This is a genomic window from Anoxybacillus sp. B2M1 (genome assembly GCF_001634265.1).
GTDB lineage: Bacteria > Bacillota > Bacilli > Bacillales > Anoxybacillaceae > Anoxybacteroides > Anoxybacteroides rupiense.
The window spans coordinates 3,057,059-3,075,037 of the sequence record NZ_CP015435.1 but is presented as its reverse complement, the minus strand read 5'-3'; the positions used below and the strand labels follow the sequence as shown (position 1 = coordinate 3,075,037).

Below are 17,979 nucleotides of genomic sequence, written 5' to 3'. Positions count from 1 at the left end.
GTGCGTGCGACTCTAGCACGTTTCTAAAAGTGAAACGAGCAGCGCTGCCACCTTTTTTGTATCATGGCGTATCACGCGATCTTCATACTTTACAATATGATCGCGGATAATGGTTATTCCCAGCTCCGTTAGCTTTTCTAAATCTTCCTTGACAGGTTCGGACAGCTCTTCCGCATAACGCTGCTGAATATCCTTAGGAATTTCTCCGCTATTGACGAGAATCATATCCAAAAAAGCACACTCCATATGATCATACAGCGCTTTCACGTGGTCGCTTGCTGTATAATGCAATGTTTCGCCGGCTTGGGTCATGACATTGCATACATAAACTTTTTTAGCTTTTGCCTCGCATACCTCTTGACCGATTTTCGGCACTAACAAATTAGGCAAAATACTTGTATATAAGCTTCCAGGACCGAGCACAATCAAATCAGCCTGACGAATTTCATGCAGTGCTTCTTCAAGCGGTTCGATCTGTTCTGGAGTTAAAAAAACTCTTTTGATTTTTTTTCCAGAGTACGGGATTTTCGATTCTCCAGAAACGATGGTCCCGTCTTCCATTTCCGCATGAAGAACTACGCTTTTATTCGCTGCCGGCAATACCTTGCCTCGCACATTCAACACTTTGCTCATTTCACGAATGGCTTTAACAAAATCTCCAGTAATGGAGGTCATCGCAGCTAAAATTAAGTTGCCTACTGAATGGCCCGACAATCCGTTTCCGTTTTGGAAGCGATGCTGAAACAATTCAACGACGAGCGGCTCGACATCTGAAAGTGCAGCTAGAACATTGCGAATATCACCTGGCGGCGGAATATCAAGTTCATCCCGCAAACGGCCTGAGCTTCCTCCATCATCTGCTACAGTCACAATCGCAGTAATATCGACATCATATTGCTTCAGCCCTCTCAACAGCACAGGCAAACCGGTTCCGCCACCAATAATAACGATCTTCGGATCAATCTTTTTACTCATAGATGCTTTTCCTTTCGTCTTTCCATATCTCGATGAGACACATGCGTCTTATAATCAGCCGAAAAATGTTGAGCAAGATATTCAGCAAGCGCTACTGAACGGTGCTGGCCTCCTGTGCAGCCGATTGCAATGACGAGCTGGCTCTTTCCCTCCCGCTTATAGTGCGGCAGCATAAACGTCAATAGGTCAATCGTTTTCTCAAGAAACTTTTGCGTTTCGTTCCATTTCAGTACATATGAAGACACTTCCTCATCCTTTCCTGTCTTAGGCCGCATATGTTCAATGTAATGCGGATTCGGCAAAAACCGGACATCAAAGACTAAATCGGCATCAATAGGCAAGCCGTATTTAAAGCCAAATGACACAATATGAACCGTAAAGGTTTGATGTGTGTGTGAAGAAAATTGCTTTAAGATCTTTTCGCGCAGCTCCCTTGGTTTTAAGTCAGAGGTATCATAGATGATTTGCGCTCGTCCCTTTAGCTCCTCCAGTATTTCTCTTTCCAACCGTATGCCCTCAAGCGGCAAGCCATTTGGCGCAAGCGGATGAGTGCGCCGCGTTTCTTTATACCGAGCAACTAGTGTAGAATCTCTCGCATCGAGAAATAAAATTTGTGGTGTCACCCATGACCACTCCGATAAATCATCAAGTGCCGCCAATAATTTATCAAAAAAATCGCGGCTGCGCAGATCCATCACTAACGCAATTTTATTAATTTTATTCCCCGATTCCTTCATTAGCTCTAAAAATTTTGGCAGCAAGGTTGGTGGCAAGTTATCGACACAAAAAAACCCCAAATCTTCAAAGCTTTGAATGGCCACCGTTTTTCCCGCTCCCGACATTCCAGTGATAATGACCATTTGTATGTCGTTGGTTGAACCTGTACTCATCTTCATCCTCTCCCCTTAGCTTGGGTCTAATCGATACGAAAGCAGTTGGAAATCTTCTGTATAAATAAACGAACCATAGATCATGCCAGAGCCCTTTAACATATAATCTAAAATATGACGATCTCCCGGTGCCATCGGGAGTTGGTGAATCGTTTCCACAGGGTGCCATTCAAGCTTCCCTTCCTCACAGTAAGGCATATGTTCGCCATCAAACTGATCCGCAAAAAACGTAAACATCATCCACTCCGAAACAATTCGCTCCTGATCCTTGATCACAATGGTAAATACCCCTTTTAATTCGGGGCTTTTCAAATAAATGCCCGTCTCTTCCCGATATTCTCGAATACATGCTTCGCGAATCGTTTCACCTTGCTCCATCTTTCCTCCAGGAGCAACCCACCAGCCTCGGCGCGGTTTTTGCAGCAACAAAATTTTCCCATCATTAACCAAAACACAATTTGTTACGCGTTGCAACACGTTCACCTCAACATTACTCAATACAGTTTACTTTATTATACTATTTCTGGCGATATGGTGCTAGTTGCATATCGGCCGTATATCGCAATAAGAGCGCGATGATGAATCTGTGAGATCAGCCGGCTCCGACTGTTTTTGCTTCATACCCTTTGTATCTTGCGACAGCAAAAAAAGAGGCACGGGAAGTACCCATGCCATACACGGAAATTTATATAAAAGGGGGTCAATTACTTTACCTTTAGCATACAGGAAAATTATTTCATTTGTGTTACAGTGCGGTTAAACATCCATTACGGTTTCGTTAAGTGATTATTTCACTTTTAGCGACTCTTTTAGCTCCTCTACGTAATGCTGTGCACTTTGCGCCGCAATGCTTCCGTCCCCTGTCGCCGTTACAATTTGCCGCAGCGATTTTTCACGGACATCGCCCGCCGCAAAAATTCCGGCTATTTTTGTTTCCATATGTTCGTTTGTTTCAATATAGCCATTTTCGTTTGTAATGCCAAGGCTGACAAATGGCTTCGAAAGCGGCAGCATACCGATATAAACAAACACGCCATCACATGAAAACTCCCGCTCTTCTCCTGTTTGTGTATGGACAAGCGTGACTCCGCCCACTTTTCCGTCTTTTTCATGAATTTGCTTAACTGTATGATTCCAGATAAAATCGATTTTTTCATTAGCAAATGCACGGTCTTGTAAGATTTTTTGCGCCCGCAGCTGATCGCGGCGATGCACAATCGTAACCTTGCTAGCAAAACGGGTTAAATATACGCCCTCTTCCACTGCGGAATCGCCTCCGCCCACAACAACAAGCTCTTTTCCGCGGAAAAAGGCGCCATCACATACCGCGCAATAAGAAACGCCGCGGCCGCTCAGCTCTGCCTCCCCAGGAACACCTAGCTTTTTATACTCCGCTCCTGTCGCAATAATCACCGCATGCGCTTTATATTGTTTATTTCCAACCACAACGGTTTTGTACTCTTGGCCATCAATCACTTCTTTTACGTCACCGTAAGCATACTCTGCTCCAAATTTTTTGGCGTGTTCAAACATCTTCGTTGCTAATTCTGGTCCCAAAATATGTTCATAACCTGGATAGTTTTCTACATCCTCCGTATTGGCCATTTGGCCGCCTGGAACTCCGCGCTCAATCATCAGCGTCGACATGTTCGCTCTAGATGTGTAGACAGCGGCTGTCATTCCGGCCGGTCCCGCCCCAATAATAATGACATCATAAATTTTTTCTTCTGACACAGCGTCCACTCCTTTACGCGCTACTTACCTGCTTATTATTTCCTTACTTTTATCGTATATAAGTCCTGGATAAACGTCTATTAATTTGCTCATTATAACCATTTTCGAACTTGTTTTACATATTTTTGAACAGTTGATAACGAAATACTGTACTTTTCTCCGATTCCTTTTTGTGTCACGGATTCGCCCTGATTTCGTCTCCATACATATTCAATCGCTGCCGCCCATGCCTGATAATTGGAGAAGTTTCGCAGCACATCCACCGCATTGGCAAACACATGAAACCAAGTGATATACATTTTTTCATCTGCTAACACATTTTTTTCCCATAATTCATCCATTACGGCGTAGGCGTCTACGATATACAACGGCGACATTGCTTGCGCTGGGAGCAAAATATAATCAATAAACTCCCGGACAAGCCAATGCTGTTCCATTGTCTCTTTTACATGGATATACGCTTTTACTTCATCCGCATTCAATGATTTGCTGATGACATATAATCCATAAAGCACCTCAGCAATATTCGTTCCGTTCATCCACCGCTTAACTTTTTCTTCAAACACTCCCCACGGCTCTTGCCCTTTCTTATCAGGGCTCAGATCGATTACTTTTTCCCACGCTGTTTTGGCTAAACGGGCATGACCGGTATAATAAGCAGAATAGGCGAGCCAATAATAAAATAAAAAATCACCATGAAACCGCATTTTATACAAATGGTGAAGCCATTTAAAAGCAAGGTCAAAACGTCCGACAAGCGCGAATGTAGCGCCAAGCTTATAGCGCTGATCAATGAGAAACGGATGCACACAGGCTAATTCCTCTGTCAAGCGGGCGACCTCTGCTTCATCCTGCAAGTAATGAAAAAACACAAGCCGATTGCAAAGTGCATGCAGGTTGCCAGGATTTTTTTCAAGCACTTCATCAATAATGCTCTGTGCTTTTTCAGCATTTCCCATATAAAAATAAGCTAATGACAAATTATTGTATGCGGACCAAAATTCCGGGTATTCAGCAATCATCGCTTCCAACACTTCAATTGCTGCCGGAAAATCCCCTTTTTCCAGTAACGAGCGCGCTTTTTCTTGTTTTACGATCAAATCCTCTTGACTGATAAACTCATCATCTTCATATTCGATGCTTAAAAGCTCTATTAAATCTTCAATCTCTTCCAAAAATTCACCATCCGGTTCGCGCTCTAAATAGGTTTGCGCATGATTCATCGCCTCGCGAAATAGACCAAGATGAGCATAATTATGTGCTAAAAAATAAAAGCATTCACTCATTTCGGGATCAAGCTCATGAACAACGGTCAAAAACAGCTGGTTGGATGCTTGATATTCACCTAACTCCGCCAATACAATCGCAAGCTGAAAAGCAAACATCGCTTCTTGACCATTCAATTGCACAGCCCGCTCCAAATATTTTTTCGCTCGCGCCAAATCGCCACGTTTATAAGCAATTAACCCTTTTTTAAAGTAGTACTCTCCGCTTTGCACAAACGGAATGACCTTCGCTGCTGATCGTTTTCGTTTTAATTGTTTTCCCATCTAGTCCTCCATGTTCCGCTGAATTCACCGAAAAGAAGTATAACATATTCTCTTAAAACTGTATAAGCGATATAAGCTGAATTTTTGTTTTACCATCCATTACTCAGGAATTAACACAATAGAACCGCTCCAAAAGAAAAAGGCCTCATTTTTTCAGGATCCGGAGTTGCCTTATCATGTGAATATAGGCGAAACACGCCACGCTTCAAAAACACCCCTCACATCAAATGATATAGACCACAAGTGTTGATGATCCATTACTTTACTAAAAACATGGAATGATCGAACTAGACACAAGCTTTTCCCGCCAGATGCATGCCCAGTCGGCAAGCGATCGTTTGCCGATTATGGCAGAAAAGCTAGGAATCAAGCAAGGTCAATTGTTTTTTATTGGACAAGCAACACACTTGGGGTTGTTTATTTTTTCTTCAGAATGCAGCCGGTGATTAGCCTATCATCATTCATCTCCTTGAGAGAGGCCGATCTTTTCAGCTGTGGGGCTCTGAACTAAGGAAGTGTGAAAAGCCATCTATTGACAGCTAGCGAGGGACTAACGCTTCAACACCTTTAGTCTGAGGACAAAAGGGACAGGCAGCACCTTTAGGCAACGGATATGTCACTTAAACATAACAGAAGCTGGCTCCAATCGCAATACGAACGATTATGAACCAGCTCAAAAATTACTCTTTTGCTGCATGGCGCTCCTTTAATACAGCAAGCACGGCATCAAGCGGCAATTTTTGTTCACGCAACAAGACAAGCAAATGATACAATAAATCGGCAACTTCCCATTTTAGTTCTTCTGGATTGCGGTTTTTGGCTGCAATAACGACTTCGGTTGCTTCTTCACCTACCTTTTTTAAAATCTTATCAATTCCTTTTTCAAATAAATAAGTTGTATACGCCCCTTCCGGACGCTCCGCTTCACGTTTGGCGATAATTTGTTCAAGCTGATTAACAATGGAGAAGCGGTCAGTGTATGCGCCAGCTGCTTCGCCGTGGATCGTTTCGGAAAAACAGGAATAGCTTCCGGTATGGCAGGCAGGCCCTTGCGGTTCTACCAGCATAAGGAGAGCATCTTGATCGCAATCATAACGCATCTCAAGAATGCGTTGCGTATTCCCGGAGGTTTCTCCTTTATGCCACAACTCTTGGCGGGAGCGGCTATAAAACCATGTTTCCCCTGTTTCAAGCGATTTTTGCAGCGCCTCTTCATTCATATAAGCAAGTGTCAACACTTCCTTACTTTGCGCATCTTGCACAATAGCGGGAACGAGCCCTCTTTCATCAAAACGAATATTAGAAATATTCATCGAACGTGCACTCCTCTCTCGCGCAAATAGGCTTTTACTTCTTTAACAGACGTTTCTTTATAATGAAAAATCGAGGCAGCTAAAGCAGCGTCTGCTTTTCCTTTAAGAAACGCCGAAACAAAATGCTCTGCATGGCCCGCGCCTCCCGAAGCAATGACTGGAACGGAAACAGCTTCGCTCACTTTTTTTGTAAGCTCAAGGTCAAAACCGTTTTTTCCTCCATCACAGTCCATGCTTGTTAATAAAATTTCACCTGCGCCGTGCTCTACCGCTTGCTTGGCCCATTCGACCACTTCCCAATTCGTCGGCTTGCGCCCTCCATGTGTATAGACGCGCCAAGAACCGAGCTCTTCATCGTATTTGGCATCGATCGCTACGACTAGGCATTGTGAACCAAAAAAATCAGCCCCCTCACTAATAAGCGAGGGACGGGTAACTGCCGCCGTATTTAAAGACACCTTATCCGCACCAGCGCGAAGAATGCGCTTCATATCTTCTAACGAATGGATTCCGCCGCCGACTGTAAACGGAATCGCAAGCTGTGCCGCGACATTCTCAACGACCTCGATCATAGTTTTTCGTCCCTCATGGGAAGCGGAAATATCTAAAAACACCAGCTCATCGGCCCCTTGTTCGTCGTAAAATTCCGCCAATTCAACTGGATCTCCCGCATCGCGCAACTGCACAAATTGAACCCCTTTTACCACGCGGCCATCCTTCACGTCAAGACAAGGAATAATGCGCTTTGTAATCATTCGCCCTGCACCACCTTTAACGCCTCAGCAACAGTAAACTGATTTGTATACAATGCCTTTCCAATAATGGCTCCTGTTACTCCTTCATGGACAAACGGCTTCAATGTTCGCAAATCATGGAGAGAACGGACTCCTCCTGAAGCGATCACATTCCGTCCGGTTGCCCGCGCCATATCGGCAACCGCTTCAATATTCGGCCCAGACAGCATGCCATCCTTCGCAATATCGGTAAAAATAAACGTCTGCGCTCCAGCCTCCGCCAGTTCTTTTCCCAGCTCTTCCGCCTTGACATTCGATGTATTCAACCATCCTTCTGTTGCCACATAGCCGTTTTTGGCATCAATGCCAATCGCAATGCGCTCGCCGTATGTGGTCAGCATTTTTTTGACAAAGGAAGGATTGGAAATAGCAGCGCTGCCTAAAATCACGCGAGCCACCCCGTTATCCAAGTAGTAAGCGACATCCTCTTCCGTACGGATGCCCCCGCCCACTTGCACATTCACCTTTAACTGCCGGACAACCTCAATGACAAAGCGATCATGGATACGGCGTCCCTCCTTTGCGCCATCGAGATCGACCATATGAATCCATTGCGCTCCCTGCTTGGCAAATAGACGCGCCATCTCAAACGGCGAGTCGCCATATACCGTTTCCTTATTATAATCGCCCTGTAATAGCCGAACACACTTGCCGCCGCGCATGTCGATCGCCGGATAAATGGTAAACGCCGCCATCATTCGTTCTCCTTTCTTGCTACAAGATCCGCATAATTTTTTAATATGTTCATTCCGATGCTGCTGCTTTTTTCCGGATGAAATTGTGTTCCAAATAAATAGTTTTGACCCACGACAGCCGGAACTTCCACATCATATGTGCTGCTTGCCAGCACAACTTCTTGATCGGTTGAATCGACATAGTATGAGTGAACAAAATAGACATATCCTTCTTCGACATTTTCAAAAAGCGGAGACGGATAACGAATGTGCAGACGATTCCATCCCATATGCGGTACTTTATACGCTTCACCACTTGAGGTCGTTCCCGGAAAACGGACAACGCGGCCTTTTAATAGCCGAAGCCCTTCCGTCCTGCCATTCTCCTCGCTCTCATCGAACAAAAGCTGCATCCCAAGACAAATTCCAAGCAGCGGCATTCCGTTTTCCACCGCTTCACGAATAAAATCAGACAGCCCTGTTTCATTCAAGATGTGCATGGCATCTTTAAAAGATCCGACCCCCGGCAAAATGAGACCTTTCGTTTTCTTGAGCTGATCCACGTCCCCTGAAACGATAGATTCATAGTTCAAGCGCTCTAGCGCTTTGCTGACGCTGTATAAGTTGCCCATTCCATAATCAATAATGCCAATCATTTATAACATTCCTTTCGTCGATGGAACTCCCTTTACACGCGGGTCAATCATCGTCGCTTCAGCCAATGCTCTTCCCAACGCTTTAAACACCGCTTCAATCATATGGTGGGTATTGCGGCCATAATGAACAATCACATGCAAATTCATGCGCGCCTCCAAGGCCAGCTTCCATAAAAATTCATGCACAAGCTCCACATCAAACGTCCCAACTTTTGGGCTTGGGAATTCGCCACGAAACTCAAAGTGCGGTCGGTTGCTTAAATCAATCACGACTTGTGCAAGCGCCTCGTCCATTGGCACAAACGCGTTGCCATAGCGTCTAATTCCTTTTTTATCACCTAAAGCTTCTCGAAGCGCCTGTCCTAAGCAGATTCCGATATCTTCCGTTGTATGATGGTCGTCGATTTCAATATCGCCGACCGCCTTTACCTGTAAATCAAACTGCCCATGCTTCGCAAAGAGATCCAGCATATGGGTTAAAAACGGCACTCCTGTTTCAAGCTCCGCTTTTCCCTCGCCCTCCAGCGTCAGTTCCAATTGAATATCTGTTTCATTGGTCGTTCGTGAAATCATAGCCTTTCTCATGATGTTTCTCCCCCTTGATTTTTCAAACGTTCCTCTACAGCCCGCGCATGTGCTTCCAGCCCTTCTAGCCGCGCCAGCGCAGCAATTTTTGCGGCGTTAGCCGCTAGCGCCTGTTCGCTGTATAAAATAAGGCTCGATTTTTTAACAAATTCATCGACGCTCAATCCGCTTGAAAAACGAGCCGTTCCGTTCGTAGGCAGCACATGGTTCGTGCCGGCAAAATAATCGCCTACGGGCTCAGAGCTAAACCGTCCTAAAAAAATCGCGCCAGCGTGACGAATTTGTCCAACGAGGCTCATCGGATCATTCGTGATCATTTCCAAATGCTCCGGAGCCAGCTCATTAACGGCGGCGATCGCTTCCTCCATCGTCTCGGTCACATAAATCGCTCCATATTGTTCGATAGCGGCAGCGGCGATCTCCTTGCGCGGCAGCGTTTCCAGCTGTGCTTCTACCTCGCTCGCGACTTCCAGCGCCAATTTCATGGAAGGAGTGACAAGGATACTGGAAGCGCGCTCATCATGCTCAGCCTGTGATAAAAGATCAGCGGCAATTTCATTCGCTTTTGCTGTTTCATCAGCTAGCACCACGATTTCACTCGGTCCAGCAATCATATCGATCGCCACTTGCCCGAACACTTCCCGCTTCGCCAGCGTCACATAAATGTTGCCTGGACCAAAAATTTTATCAACCGGCTGAATGGTTTCTGTCCCATAAGCAAGGGCGGCGATCGCTTGGGCACCCCCGATTTTATAAATCTCTTGAATTCCAAGCTCGCAAGCGGCGACGAGCACTCCTGCCGGCAAGCTGCCTTGGGCATCGGGAGGAGATACGATCACAATCCGCTTGACTCCTGCTACTTGTGCGGGAATGACATTCATTAAAACAGAAGAGGGGTAAGCCGCTGTACCGCCCGGCACATAAAGCCCGACCGCATCAAGCGGTGTGATCTTCTGACCGAGGATCGTTCCGTCCTCCTTCATCATCATCCAAGACTCCCGCTTTTGGCGTTCATGATACTCACGAATATTTTCCGCCGCTTCGCGAATGATGGCAATCAAGGAGGAATCCAGTTGCTCATAAGCTTGGTCCATTTCCTGCTTTGATACCTGCAACGATTCAAGTAAGACGCCGTCAAATCTTTCCGTATATTCCTTTAAGGCCTCATCTCCTTTGCGCCGCACCTCTTCAATAATAGTTCGGACCGTCTGTCTTTGCTGTTCGGTCCCCGTTTCGATCGATCGCTTCAATGATAAGGCACGCGTCAATCGCTCAATCTTCATGCAACACTCCACCCCTTTCATTCCTCGCTAATGATGACTGATAACCGCTCGACAAACTCATGAATAGGCGCTGCCTTCATGCGATAACTCACTGGATTGACAATTAAGCGAGAGGTTACCTCCACAATTTTCTCTAGCTCCACCAGCCCATTCTCTTTTAATGTTCTTCCGGTCGAAACAATATCGACAATTCGGTCCGCCAATCCGACGAGCGGCGCAAGTTCAATAGAGCCGTTTAAGTGAATAATTTCAACTTGCTCTCCCTTTTCGCGAAAATAGCTGGAGGCAATATTCGGATATTTCGTCGCCACTCTTGGCGCAATCCGATTCATTTTTCCATCAGGCAACCCGGCAACGGCTAAATGACATGGGCTGATTTTTAAATCCAAAATCTCATACACATCCCGTTCCTCTTCTAGCATGACATCTTTTCCGGCAATCCCTACATCAGCGACACCATGCTCAACATATGTGCTGACATCCATTGGTTTCGCCAAAATAAAACGCATCTTCTCTTCGGGAACATCGATAATCAGCTTACGAGATTCATCCAATTCAGGCGGAAGCCGGTAGCCGGCTCGACGCAGCAGCTCCACCGCTTCTTCAAAAATGCGGCCTTTTGGCATCGCAACGGTTAACATACGCTATTCCTCCTTTGGCCATGAACCGGCACATATTCATCCAATCACAAAAGCGGCAACGGCAGGAACCCACCTTCCAACATGGATCACAAGCATTTCGTGATCATGAATTTTGACCAATTAAGTAGGTAATGTGGTGATATTGTTTTGCGCAAGCATCAATATTTTCGATTCCCGATATGTGCTGCATAACGACTTTTTCACCGTTTTTACGCCGCTGATTCGCCAATTGAATCGCTTCCGAAAGTCTTTCTTGACTAAAAATAATGCAATGGATCTCCCGGCTCTCCTCCGGTTCGCCTAGCGCTTCAATCAATCGGTCAACCCGAATCCCAAATCCGGTAGCGGGGGCCTTTCGTTCAAACTTTTCCAACAATTCATCGTAGCGCCCGCCGTTTCCAAGCGGAAAGCCAACCTTTTCTGCATATACTTCAAATAAAATTCCTGTGTAATAGCTCATATGGCTCACAAGATTGAAATCAAACTTAATATGTTCCGTCACCTGATACAGTTTGAGATGTTCATACAGCTGCTCCAGCTCGGCAATCGTGTCGATTCCGTTCTCTCTATCCACCAGCTCGCGCGCCCTTTCAATACTTTCGGCTCCACCGCGCAATTCGAGCAGATTTAAAAGCCGCTGCTTATCGATCGAGGAAAGCGGCAATGATTTGACATGTTCACGGTAACCAACGTAATTTTTTTCATACAAAAAGCGGCGCAACGTATTGGAACGCTCTTCATTTCCTAAAATATCTAAAAATAGCGCATGGACATAGCCAATATGTCCAATCGTGACTGTAAATCGGTCAAGCCCAATCTGTTTTAAGGCGGCAATCATTAAGCTAATCACTTCTGCATCTGCGGCAATGGTGCCATCGCCGATGCATTCCACTCCAATTTGTTCAAATTCGGCCGGGCGCCCTCCCTCCCGCTGCTGGGCGCGAAACACATTCGCATGATAAGCCAACCGGAGCGGATTTCCGCTTTCGTAAAGCTTTGACGCAGCCAAGCGGGCAATCGGCGCCGTCATATCAGGACGCAAAACAAGCGTATGCCCCTGCTGGTCAAGAAGCTTAAACAATTGATGGTCATCAATCGCTGAAGCAGTACCAACCGTTTCGTAATATTCTAACGTTGGAGTTTCAATAAACTCGTATCCCCATTGTTCAATTTCATTCGCCATTGTTCGGCGGACGTGCTGCTTCGCTTTATATAAAAAAGGTAATGTATCGCGCATCCCCAACGGTTTTTCAAACATAAACAGCTTTCTAGACATAGTAACCCGCCTTTACCGAAATACTTTAGTTTGCTAATATGGTAGAGAGATGAAGTTATTTGTAGTTTACTCCTTGTCGGGGCTTACGTCAAGGTTAAGATGATTCAAAATAGCACTAATCACTACAAGAAGCTTAATGAATTCATGCTTTCCATAATAAAAATGGTCCATCAACAACATTTCTCCTGCCTAAGCATAAGAAATCGCTGTTTATGGACAAGCGCCTGCCGTCTATATCCCACCCATCGCATAAAAAGTGAATCGACAACACCTATGGATACGAACACACATATTTTCCATTCGTTTGGCGAACCGCTATCAAAGGCTGATGGACTTGCCTTCAACCGTCAAAAAGCTCATTTAACTGTACCAAACGAATTCTCTTGAAAGATACAAATGATGAACTCCTCTTAACCAATGGCGATGATGTTTTCTACCAGCCTATATTTGGGCACTACGCTATAGAAAAAAAGAAAAGCCGCCTCTCATCTTATGAAAGCGGCTTATTCATACGGATCATTCGCATCGGATTGCCGGCCACAAATGCACCTGGAGGCACATCCTTGTGTACCACCGTTCCTGCAGCCACAATCGCGCGATCGCCAATGACCACTCCCGGGAGAATGGTGGAATTCGCGCCGATCATGACTTCATCGCCGATCATGACATCGCCTAGGCGATATTCATCAATCAAATACTCATGCGCTAAAATCGTGGTATTATAGCCAATAATCGAATTGCGGCCAATTTTGATTTTTTCTGGGAACATAATATCCGGCATCACCATAAACGCAAGTGCGGTTTTCTCGCCAATTTCCATATGCAAAAATGTGCGGTACAGCCAATTTTTCAGCCGCATAAATGGCGTGTAGCGCCCTATTTGAATGATCACTACATTTTTAAACACCTTCCAAAACGAGACCGTTTTATACACTTGCCACAACGAATTGGCTCCAGATACCGGATATTTTGTCGTTCGTCTCAAAATTTATTCCACCCCTACAATCGCCAATAAATCACTCATTTTCTCAAGCATAAAGTCTGGTTCATACTTCTCCAGATACTCTCTTCCTTTAATGGCCCATGCTACTCCTGCCGTCTTTGTTCCCGCTTGCTTTCCCGCTAAAATGTCATGATAATTATCTCCAACCATGAGCGTTTCTTCTGGAACAGAACCTAAAAGCTCAAGCGCCTTCAAAATCGGTTCAGGATGCGGTTTCGCGTTTTGTACGTCATCCAGCCCGACAACACAGCGGAAAAACGGATCAAGCTTTGTCCGTTTTAATCCCATCAGCGCCGTCGCGTTCATTTTTGTCGTCACGACTCCCAATTGAAAGTCGTGCTGGTGTAGCACGGCAATCGTTTCATATACCGTTTCATATTCTTTTATGAGCGCATCGTGCTGGCGATGGTTGAACGCCCGATAGGTCGCAATCATCTCTTCTACCCGTGCTGCATCAAGCGCAGCAAAGGTATCGTAAAGCGGCGGACCGATAAACGGCAGGACATCCTCCCGTCTATATTTTCCGGGATAGTAGGTTTCCAACGTATGCAAAAACGACTGGATAATGAGTTCATTTGTATCAATCAGCGTGCCATCCAAATCAAATAAAATCGTGCGAATGTTCATTAGGCTGCTTCCCTTCTCCCTGTTTTACTATAAACATTCCAAACAAATCCGACCATCATCGTCAATAGAACAGCCGTTGTCAAGCGAATCAGCAAAAGCGGCCATACCGGGATGCCAAGCGGAACAAATAATAGTGTATCCTCTACCACCGCATGGCACGCAGAAAGAAACAGAAAAGCAAGCGTGACATCTTTCTTCGATACACCATCCTCTTGTACCGCCTGAATCATGACTCCTGCTCCATATGCCAAACCAAATAAAAGTCCCGCCGCCAGCGTCATCGACGTATTTTCTTTCATTCCAAGCATTCTCGTCAACGGGGACATCCAACGTGAAAACACATCAAGCCATTTTAAATCCTTCAAAATTTGAATCCCGACCATGAGCGGAATGACAATCATGGCGAGCTGCATAATTCCGAACAACGCTTTTTTCACGCCTGTCCAAACGACAAGTCCCCATCCAGAAAACTCTGCTGAAGAGCTAGAGATCATGCCGTATTGCGCCACCTCATCTCCTCCCTGCCAAATCAGATGAATGAGGAGCGCAGAAACAATCGCCAGCATAACGCGAACACCAACAGCTAAAGCTACATGGACCCCCACTCTTCCAGCGACTGTCACTTCCACAAGCAAATTGTGGGAAAACGAAAGCATGACAGCTAAAATCAATACTTCTTTTACCGTCAGATGCAGCGTCAAAATCGCGCCAATTCCGGCATATAAGTTTAAAAAATTCCCCAACACAAGAGGAATGGCAGCCTCCCCTGGCAGGCCGATCCATTTCATCAGCGGAGATACCACTCGAATGATCCACGGCAAAATCGGCGTATACTGCAGAATCGATACGATAAGCGTGACCGGAAAAATAATTTTTCCAAGCGCTCCCGTCGTCTTCACGCCGACTGCCAGCCCTTTTTTGACCGTCTCGACCAATCCGCCTCCCCCTTTTCTAATCTAAATAACGCTCCTTCGCCCATCCTTTTACTCGCCGTACCATCCACAATCCGGCCGCTAACACAATCAGGGCAATGGAGACAACTTGGGCAATCCGCAAATGATCTGTCAGCATTAAGCTATCTGTCCGCATTCCCTCGATAAAAAAGCGACCGATCGAATACCAGATTAAATAGCTGAGAAATAACTCACCGCGGCGCAAATTGATCCGACGCAACATGATCAGCAAGAAAAAGCCCACAAAATTCCAAATCGACTCATATAAAAAAGTCGGATGATAATATTGGCCGTTGATATACATTTGGTTAATAATAAAATCTGGAAGGTGCAAGCTTTCAAGAAATTGGCGCGTTACTGGTCCGCCGTGCGCTTCTTGGTTCATAAAGTTGCCCCAACGGCCGATTGCCTGGCCTAAAATAATGCTAGGCGCTGCAATATCAGCCAGCTTCCAAAACGAAATGCCCCTCCGTTTGGCAAAGACGACTCCCGTAATGATTGCGCCAATTAAACCGCCATGGATGGCTAAGCCGCCCTCCCAAATTTTTGGAATTTCAGCAGGATGCTTCGCGTAATAATCCCATTCAAACATCACATAATATGTACGGGCACAAATAATCGCAATCGGAACAGCTAATAAAACGAGATCCACAAATGTTTCTTTTGCCAATCCACGCTTGACCGCTTCTCGCGTCGCAATCCACAATCCAAGCAGCACGCCTGTTCCAATAATCACTCCATACCAATAAATAGTGATAGGACCAAGGTGTAAAAATACACGATCTAATGGCTGAATCGCTGGATCCACCTTATCCTTCCTCCTCTCTTATTCGTAATCATGATCTCCATCCTCAATGGCATCTGTTAAGCGAGCCGAAAACTCTTCAGCAGCATTCATTCCCATTCGTTTCAAGCGGAAATTCATGGCGGCTACCTCAATAATGACCGCTAAATTTCGGCCGGGTCTTACTGGAATCGTCAATTTTGTCACTTCTGTATCAATAATTCTCACTTTCTCTTCTTCTAAACCGAGCCGGTCATATTGTTTATTCGGATCCCACAACTCCAAATCCACGACGAGCGAAATGCGCTTATGTGTCCGCACGGCTCCTGCACCGAACAACGTCATCATATTAATGATACCAAGCCCGCGAATTTCCAGAAGATGCTCAATCAGCTCTGGAGCATTACCGACGAGAAGACCTTCATCCTCTTGACGAATTTCTACGCAGTCATCGGCCACAAGACGATGGCCTCGCTTCACCAACTCCAGCGCCGTTTCACTTTTTCCGACACCGCTTTTTCCGGTAATCAGCACGCCAACACCGTATACATCAACCAATACCCCATGTACAGCGGTCGTTGGAGCCAGCTTGCTTTCCAAAAAATTCGTCAATCGGCTCGAAAGGCGTGTCGTTTTCATCGTTGAACGCATGACCGGAACCGAATGGCGCTCAGATGCTTCAATTAATTCTTGCGGAACATCCAGCCCGCGCGATACAATAATTCCCGGCGTAATATCTGTACAAAGTTTTTCCATGCGGATCTTCTTTTCAGCCGGGTGCAATCGTTCAAAAAACGAAAGCTCTGTTTTTCCTAGCAATTGAATCCGCTCAGCTGGATAATAAGCAAAATATCCCGCCATCTCAATTCCCGGCCGCGATAAATCGCTTGTTGTAATCGGACGGTGCACTCCTTCCGCCCCGCTGATTAATTCAAGCTGAAATTGTTCAATCAAATCTTGCGTCCGAACTTTCGGCATCACAACCCCCCCTTTGCTTTTCCATTTTAACACTTTTCCCAACGCATGTGAAAAAAGAAAAAACGTTCGTGCCGAAGCGGAACGTTTTAGTCTCTATCGCTAATCGCATCAATGATGACATGAAAGAGAGAAATCGCAAGCGAAGCCAACAAGGCCGCACCGAATCCATCAATTGTAAATGAGTCACCCATCAGCCATGATGTCATAAGCAATGTTAAAGCATTGATCACAAATAAAAATAGTCCAAACGTTAAGACGGTTACCGGAAGCGTTAGGACAATCAAAATCGGCTTGACGACCATGTTTAAGAGCGACAGCAGAAAGCTAGCTAAAAGCGCAGCGCCAACCCCAGACAAATGAATGGACGGAAAATAGCCGGCAAGCGCCAACAATAGTACGGCATTGACAATAATATGCGCAAGCCACTTCATCGTTCCATCCCCTCTTGCGGCATCACCAAGGCGGCGATGACGTAAAATAAAACAAACGGCATAATTCCAGTCGATAAAAGCAAAATCACAAAAATTAACCGAATGAGCGTTGAATCAATTCGAAAATAAGCGGCCAAGCCGCCGAGCACTCCCGCAATTTTGCGGTCATGATAAGACCGAACCAGTTTTTTGTTCATGGTTTCACCCCATTCTATGCTTCTTGCAATACTTGAATGCCTTTGATCACATTCCAAATAATGACCAATAAATGAATCATTCCTCCCACTACGATTCCCAAAAACGGCAGCGCTGCCAAGCCATCATGGTTGGTCGCTGCGGCAATGATAAAACCACCGATGGACAGCACAAGAATGAAAAACGGAAGAAGATGCGAAAACAGCGATTTTTTCGCATGTTTTTTGACCTTCTCCTCTTTCGTGACAAAATAAACAATCACCGGAAAAAGAAACGGCGCAAAAAACACGCTAAAATAGCAAGTGGCCGATAACAGCTTAGATGAATTCACATTCATCGCTCCCTTCTTTATATCAATATATACGATGCATATACCGAAAAGTTTCAGTACCTCATGCTATACATAGATGGGATTCTCACTAGCATCCTTGAAAACAAAGCATCTCATGAGCCTCTCCCACCTTCACTCCGTTTAGAGGGGGAGACTTCTCGGTGGATGGTGTTGAATTTCCAATCTGAGCTTCTCTGCATCAAAAGAAGGAAGCGCGATGATGATCTTGCCCCCTATTCAGCGCATCTATTTCTCCTGTGCTTATCTTTCCCTCTTTGGCTAGACCTAGACCTTATCTGTTCATAT

At 45.5% G+C, this 17,979-nt stretch carries 21 protein-coding genes; all 21 read right to left on the bottom strand.

Annotated elements, in window-relative coordinates; translation table 11 throughout:
• Nucleotides 1–12: 12 nt before the first annotated feature.
• Nucleotides 13–975 carry a gluconeogenesis factor YvcK family protein gene (locus GFC28_RS14945; protein ID WP_044741443.1) on the bottom strand — a complete coding sequence of 321 codons (963 nt, stop codon included), beginning with the start codon at nt 973–975 and terminating at the stop codon, nt 13–15.
• Nucleotides 972–1,865, bottom strand: a complete 894-nt coding sequence (rapZ, locus tag GFC28_RS14940; protein WP_044741444.1) for an RNase adapter RapZ — start codon at nt 1,863–1,865, stop codon at nt 972–974. Before rapZ ends, GFC28_RS14945 begins: the two co-directional genes overlap by 4 nt.
• A 15-nt stretch (nt 1,866–1,880) precedes the next feature.
• Nucleotides 1,881–2,339, bottom strand: a complete 459-nt coding sequence (locus tag GFC28_RS14935) for an 8-oxo-dGTP diphosphatase (RefSeq protein ID WP_044741445.1) — start codon at nt 2,337–2,339, stop codon at nt 1,881–1,883.
• 312 nt (nt 2,340–2,651) lie between these two features.
• On the bottom strand, nt 2,652–3,599 hold the full coding sequence (trxB, locus tag GFC28_RS14930) for a thioredoxin-disulfide reductase (RefSeq protein WP_044741446.1): 948 nt from the start codon (nt 3,597–3,599) through the stop codon (nt 2,652–2,654).
• A 92-nt stretch (nt 3,600–3,691) separates the two neighbouring features.
• Complete coding sequence (locus GFC28_RS14925) at nt 3,692–5,149, bottom strand: tetratricopeptide repeat protein (protein WP_044741447.1); 1,458 nt, start codon at nt 5,147–5,149, stop codon at nt 3,692–3,694.
• 680 nt (nt 5,150–5,829) lie between these two features.
• Nucleotides 5,830–6,462: a bifunctional phosphoribosyl-AMP cyclohydrolase/phosphoribosyl-ATP diphosphatase HisIE gene (hisIE, locus tag GFC28_RS14920; RefSeq protein WP_044741448.1), complete on the bottom strand. Its 633-nt coding sequence runs from the start codon at nt 6,460–6,462 to the stop codon at nt 5,830–5,832.
• On the bottom strand, nt 6,459–7,217 hold the full coding sequence (gene hisF, locus GFC28_RS14915) for an imidazole glycerol phosphate synthase subunit HisF (protein WP_044741449.1): 759 nt from the start codon (nt 7,215–7,217) through the stop codon (nt 6,459–6,461). Before hisF ends, hisIE begins: the two co-directional genes overlap by 4 nt.
• Nucleotides 7,214–7,951, bottom strand: coding sequence for a 1-(5-phosphoribosyl)-5-[(5-phosphoribosylamino)methylideneamino]imidazole-4-carboxamide isomerase (hisA, locus tag GFC28_RS14910; protein ID WP_044741450.1), 738 nt, complete (start codon nt 7,949–7,951; stop codon nt 7,214–7,216). Before hisA ends, hisF begins: the two co-directional genes overlap by 4 nt.
• Nucleotides 7,951–8,586, bottom strand: coding sequence for an imidazole glycerol phosphate synthase subunit HisH (gene hisH, locus GFC28_RS14905; RefSeq protein ID WP_044741451.1), 636 nt, complete (start codon nt 8,584–8,586; stop codon nt 7,951–7,953). Before hisH ends, hisA begins: the two co-directional genes overlap by 1 nt.
• Entirely contained in the window at nt 8,587–9,174 is a 588-nt protein-coding gene (gene hisB, locus GFC28_RS14900; RefSeq protein WP_044741452.1) for an imidazoleglycerol-phosphate dehydratase HisB, read from the bottom strand. It lies immediately after the preceding gene.
• Nucleotides 9,168–10,454 carry a histidinol dehydrogenase gene (gene hisD / locus GFC28_RS14895; protein ID WP_044741453.1) on the bottom strand — a complete coding sequence of 429 codons (1,287 nt, stop codon included), beginning with the start codon at nt 10,452–10,454 and terminating at the stop codon, nt 9,168–9,170. The genes hisB and hisD overlap by 7 nt, the downstream gene beginning before the upstream one ends.
• Before the next feature lie 17 nt (nt 10,455–10,471).
• Nucleotides 10,472–11,095, bottom strand: coding sequence for an ATP phosphoribosyltransferase (gene hisG / locus GFC28_RS14890; RefSeq protein WP_044741454.1), 624 nt, complete (start codon nt 11,093–11,095; stop codon nt 10,472–10,474).
• A gap of 103 nt (nt 11,096–11,198) precedes the next feature.
• Nucleotides 11,199–12,371, bottom strand: a complete 1,173-nt coding sequence (locus tag GFC28_RS14885) for an ATP phosphoribosyltransferase regulatory subunit (RefSeq protein WP_044741455.1) — start codon at nt 12,369–12,371, stop codon at nt 11,199–11,201.
• Nucleotides 12,372–12,861: 490 nt separating this feature from the next.
• Nucleotides 12,862–13,356: an acyltransferase gene (locus GFC28_RS14880; protein WP_044741456.1), complete on the bottom strand. Its 495-nt coding sequence runs from the start codon at nt 13,354–13,356 to the stop codon at nt 12,862–12,864.
• 3 nt (nt 13,357–13,359) lie between these two features.
• Nucleotides 13,360–14,001: a pyrophosphatase PpaX gene (gene ppaX / locus GFC28_RS14875; protein WP_044741457.1), complete on the bottom strand. Its 642-nt coding sequence runs from the start codon at nt 13,999–14,001 to the stop codon at nt 13,360–13,362.
• On the bottom strand, nt 14,001–14,936 hold the full coding sequence (locus tag GFC28_RS14870; protein WP_044741458.1) for a nucleoside recognition domain-containing protein: 936 nt from the start codon (nt 14,934–14,936) through the stop codon (nt 14,001–14,003). Before GFC28_RS14870 ends, ppaX begins: the two co-directional genes overlap by 1 nt.
• A gap of 16 nt (nt 14,937–14,952) precedes the next feature.
• The gene (gene lgt / locus GFC28_RS14865; RefSeq protein ID WP_044741459.1) at nt 14,953–15,762 is read right to left on the bottom strand and encodes a prolipoprotein diacylglyceryl transferase; all 810 of its coding nucleotides are present in this window, start codon (nt 15,760–15,762) and stop codon (nt 14,953–14,955) included.
• An 18-nt stretch (nt 15,763–15,780) separates the two neighbouring features.
• Entirely contained in the window at nt 15,781–16,716 is a 936-nt protein-coding gene (hprK, locus tag GFC28_RS14860) for an HPr(Ser) kinase/phosphatase (RefSeq protein ID WP_044741460.1), read from the bottom strand.
• Between the two features lie 86 nt (nt 16,717–16,802).
• Nucleotides 16,803–17,147, bottom strand: coding sequence for a phage holin family protein (locus GFC28_RS14855; RefSeq protein WP_044741461.1), 345 nt, complete (start codon nt 17,145–17,147; stop codon nt 16,803–16,805).
• The gene (locus GFC28_RS14850) at nt 17,144–17,344 is read right to left on the bottom strand and encodes a PspC domain-containing protein (RefSeq protein WP_044741462.1); all 201 of its coding nucleotides are present in this window, start codon (nt 17,342–17,344) and stop codon (nt 17,144–17,146) included. Before GFC28_RS14850 ends, GFC28_RS14855 begins: the two co-directional genes overlap by 4 nt.
• A 14-nt stretch (nt 17,345–17,358) precedes the next feature.
• A complete protein-coding gene (locus GFC28_RS14845; protein WP_044741481.1) occupies nt 17,359–17,673 on the bottom strand; it encodes a magnetosome magnetite crystal formation protein family in 315 nt (104 codons plus the stop codon).
• Nucleotides 17,674–17,979 lie beyond the last annotated feature (306 nt).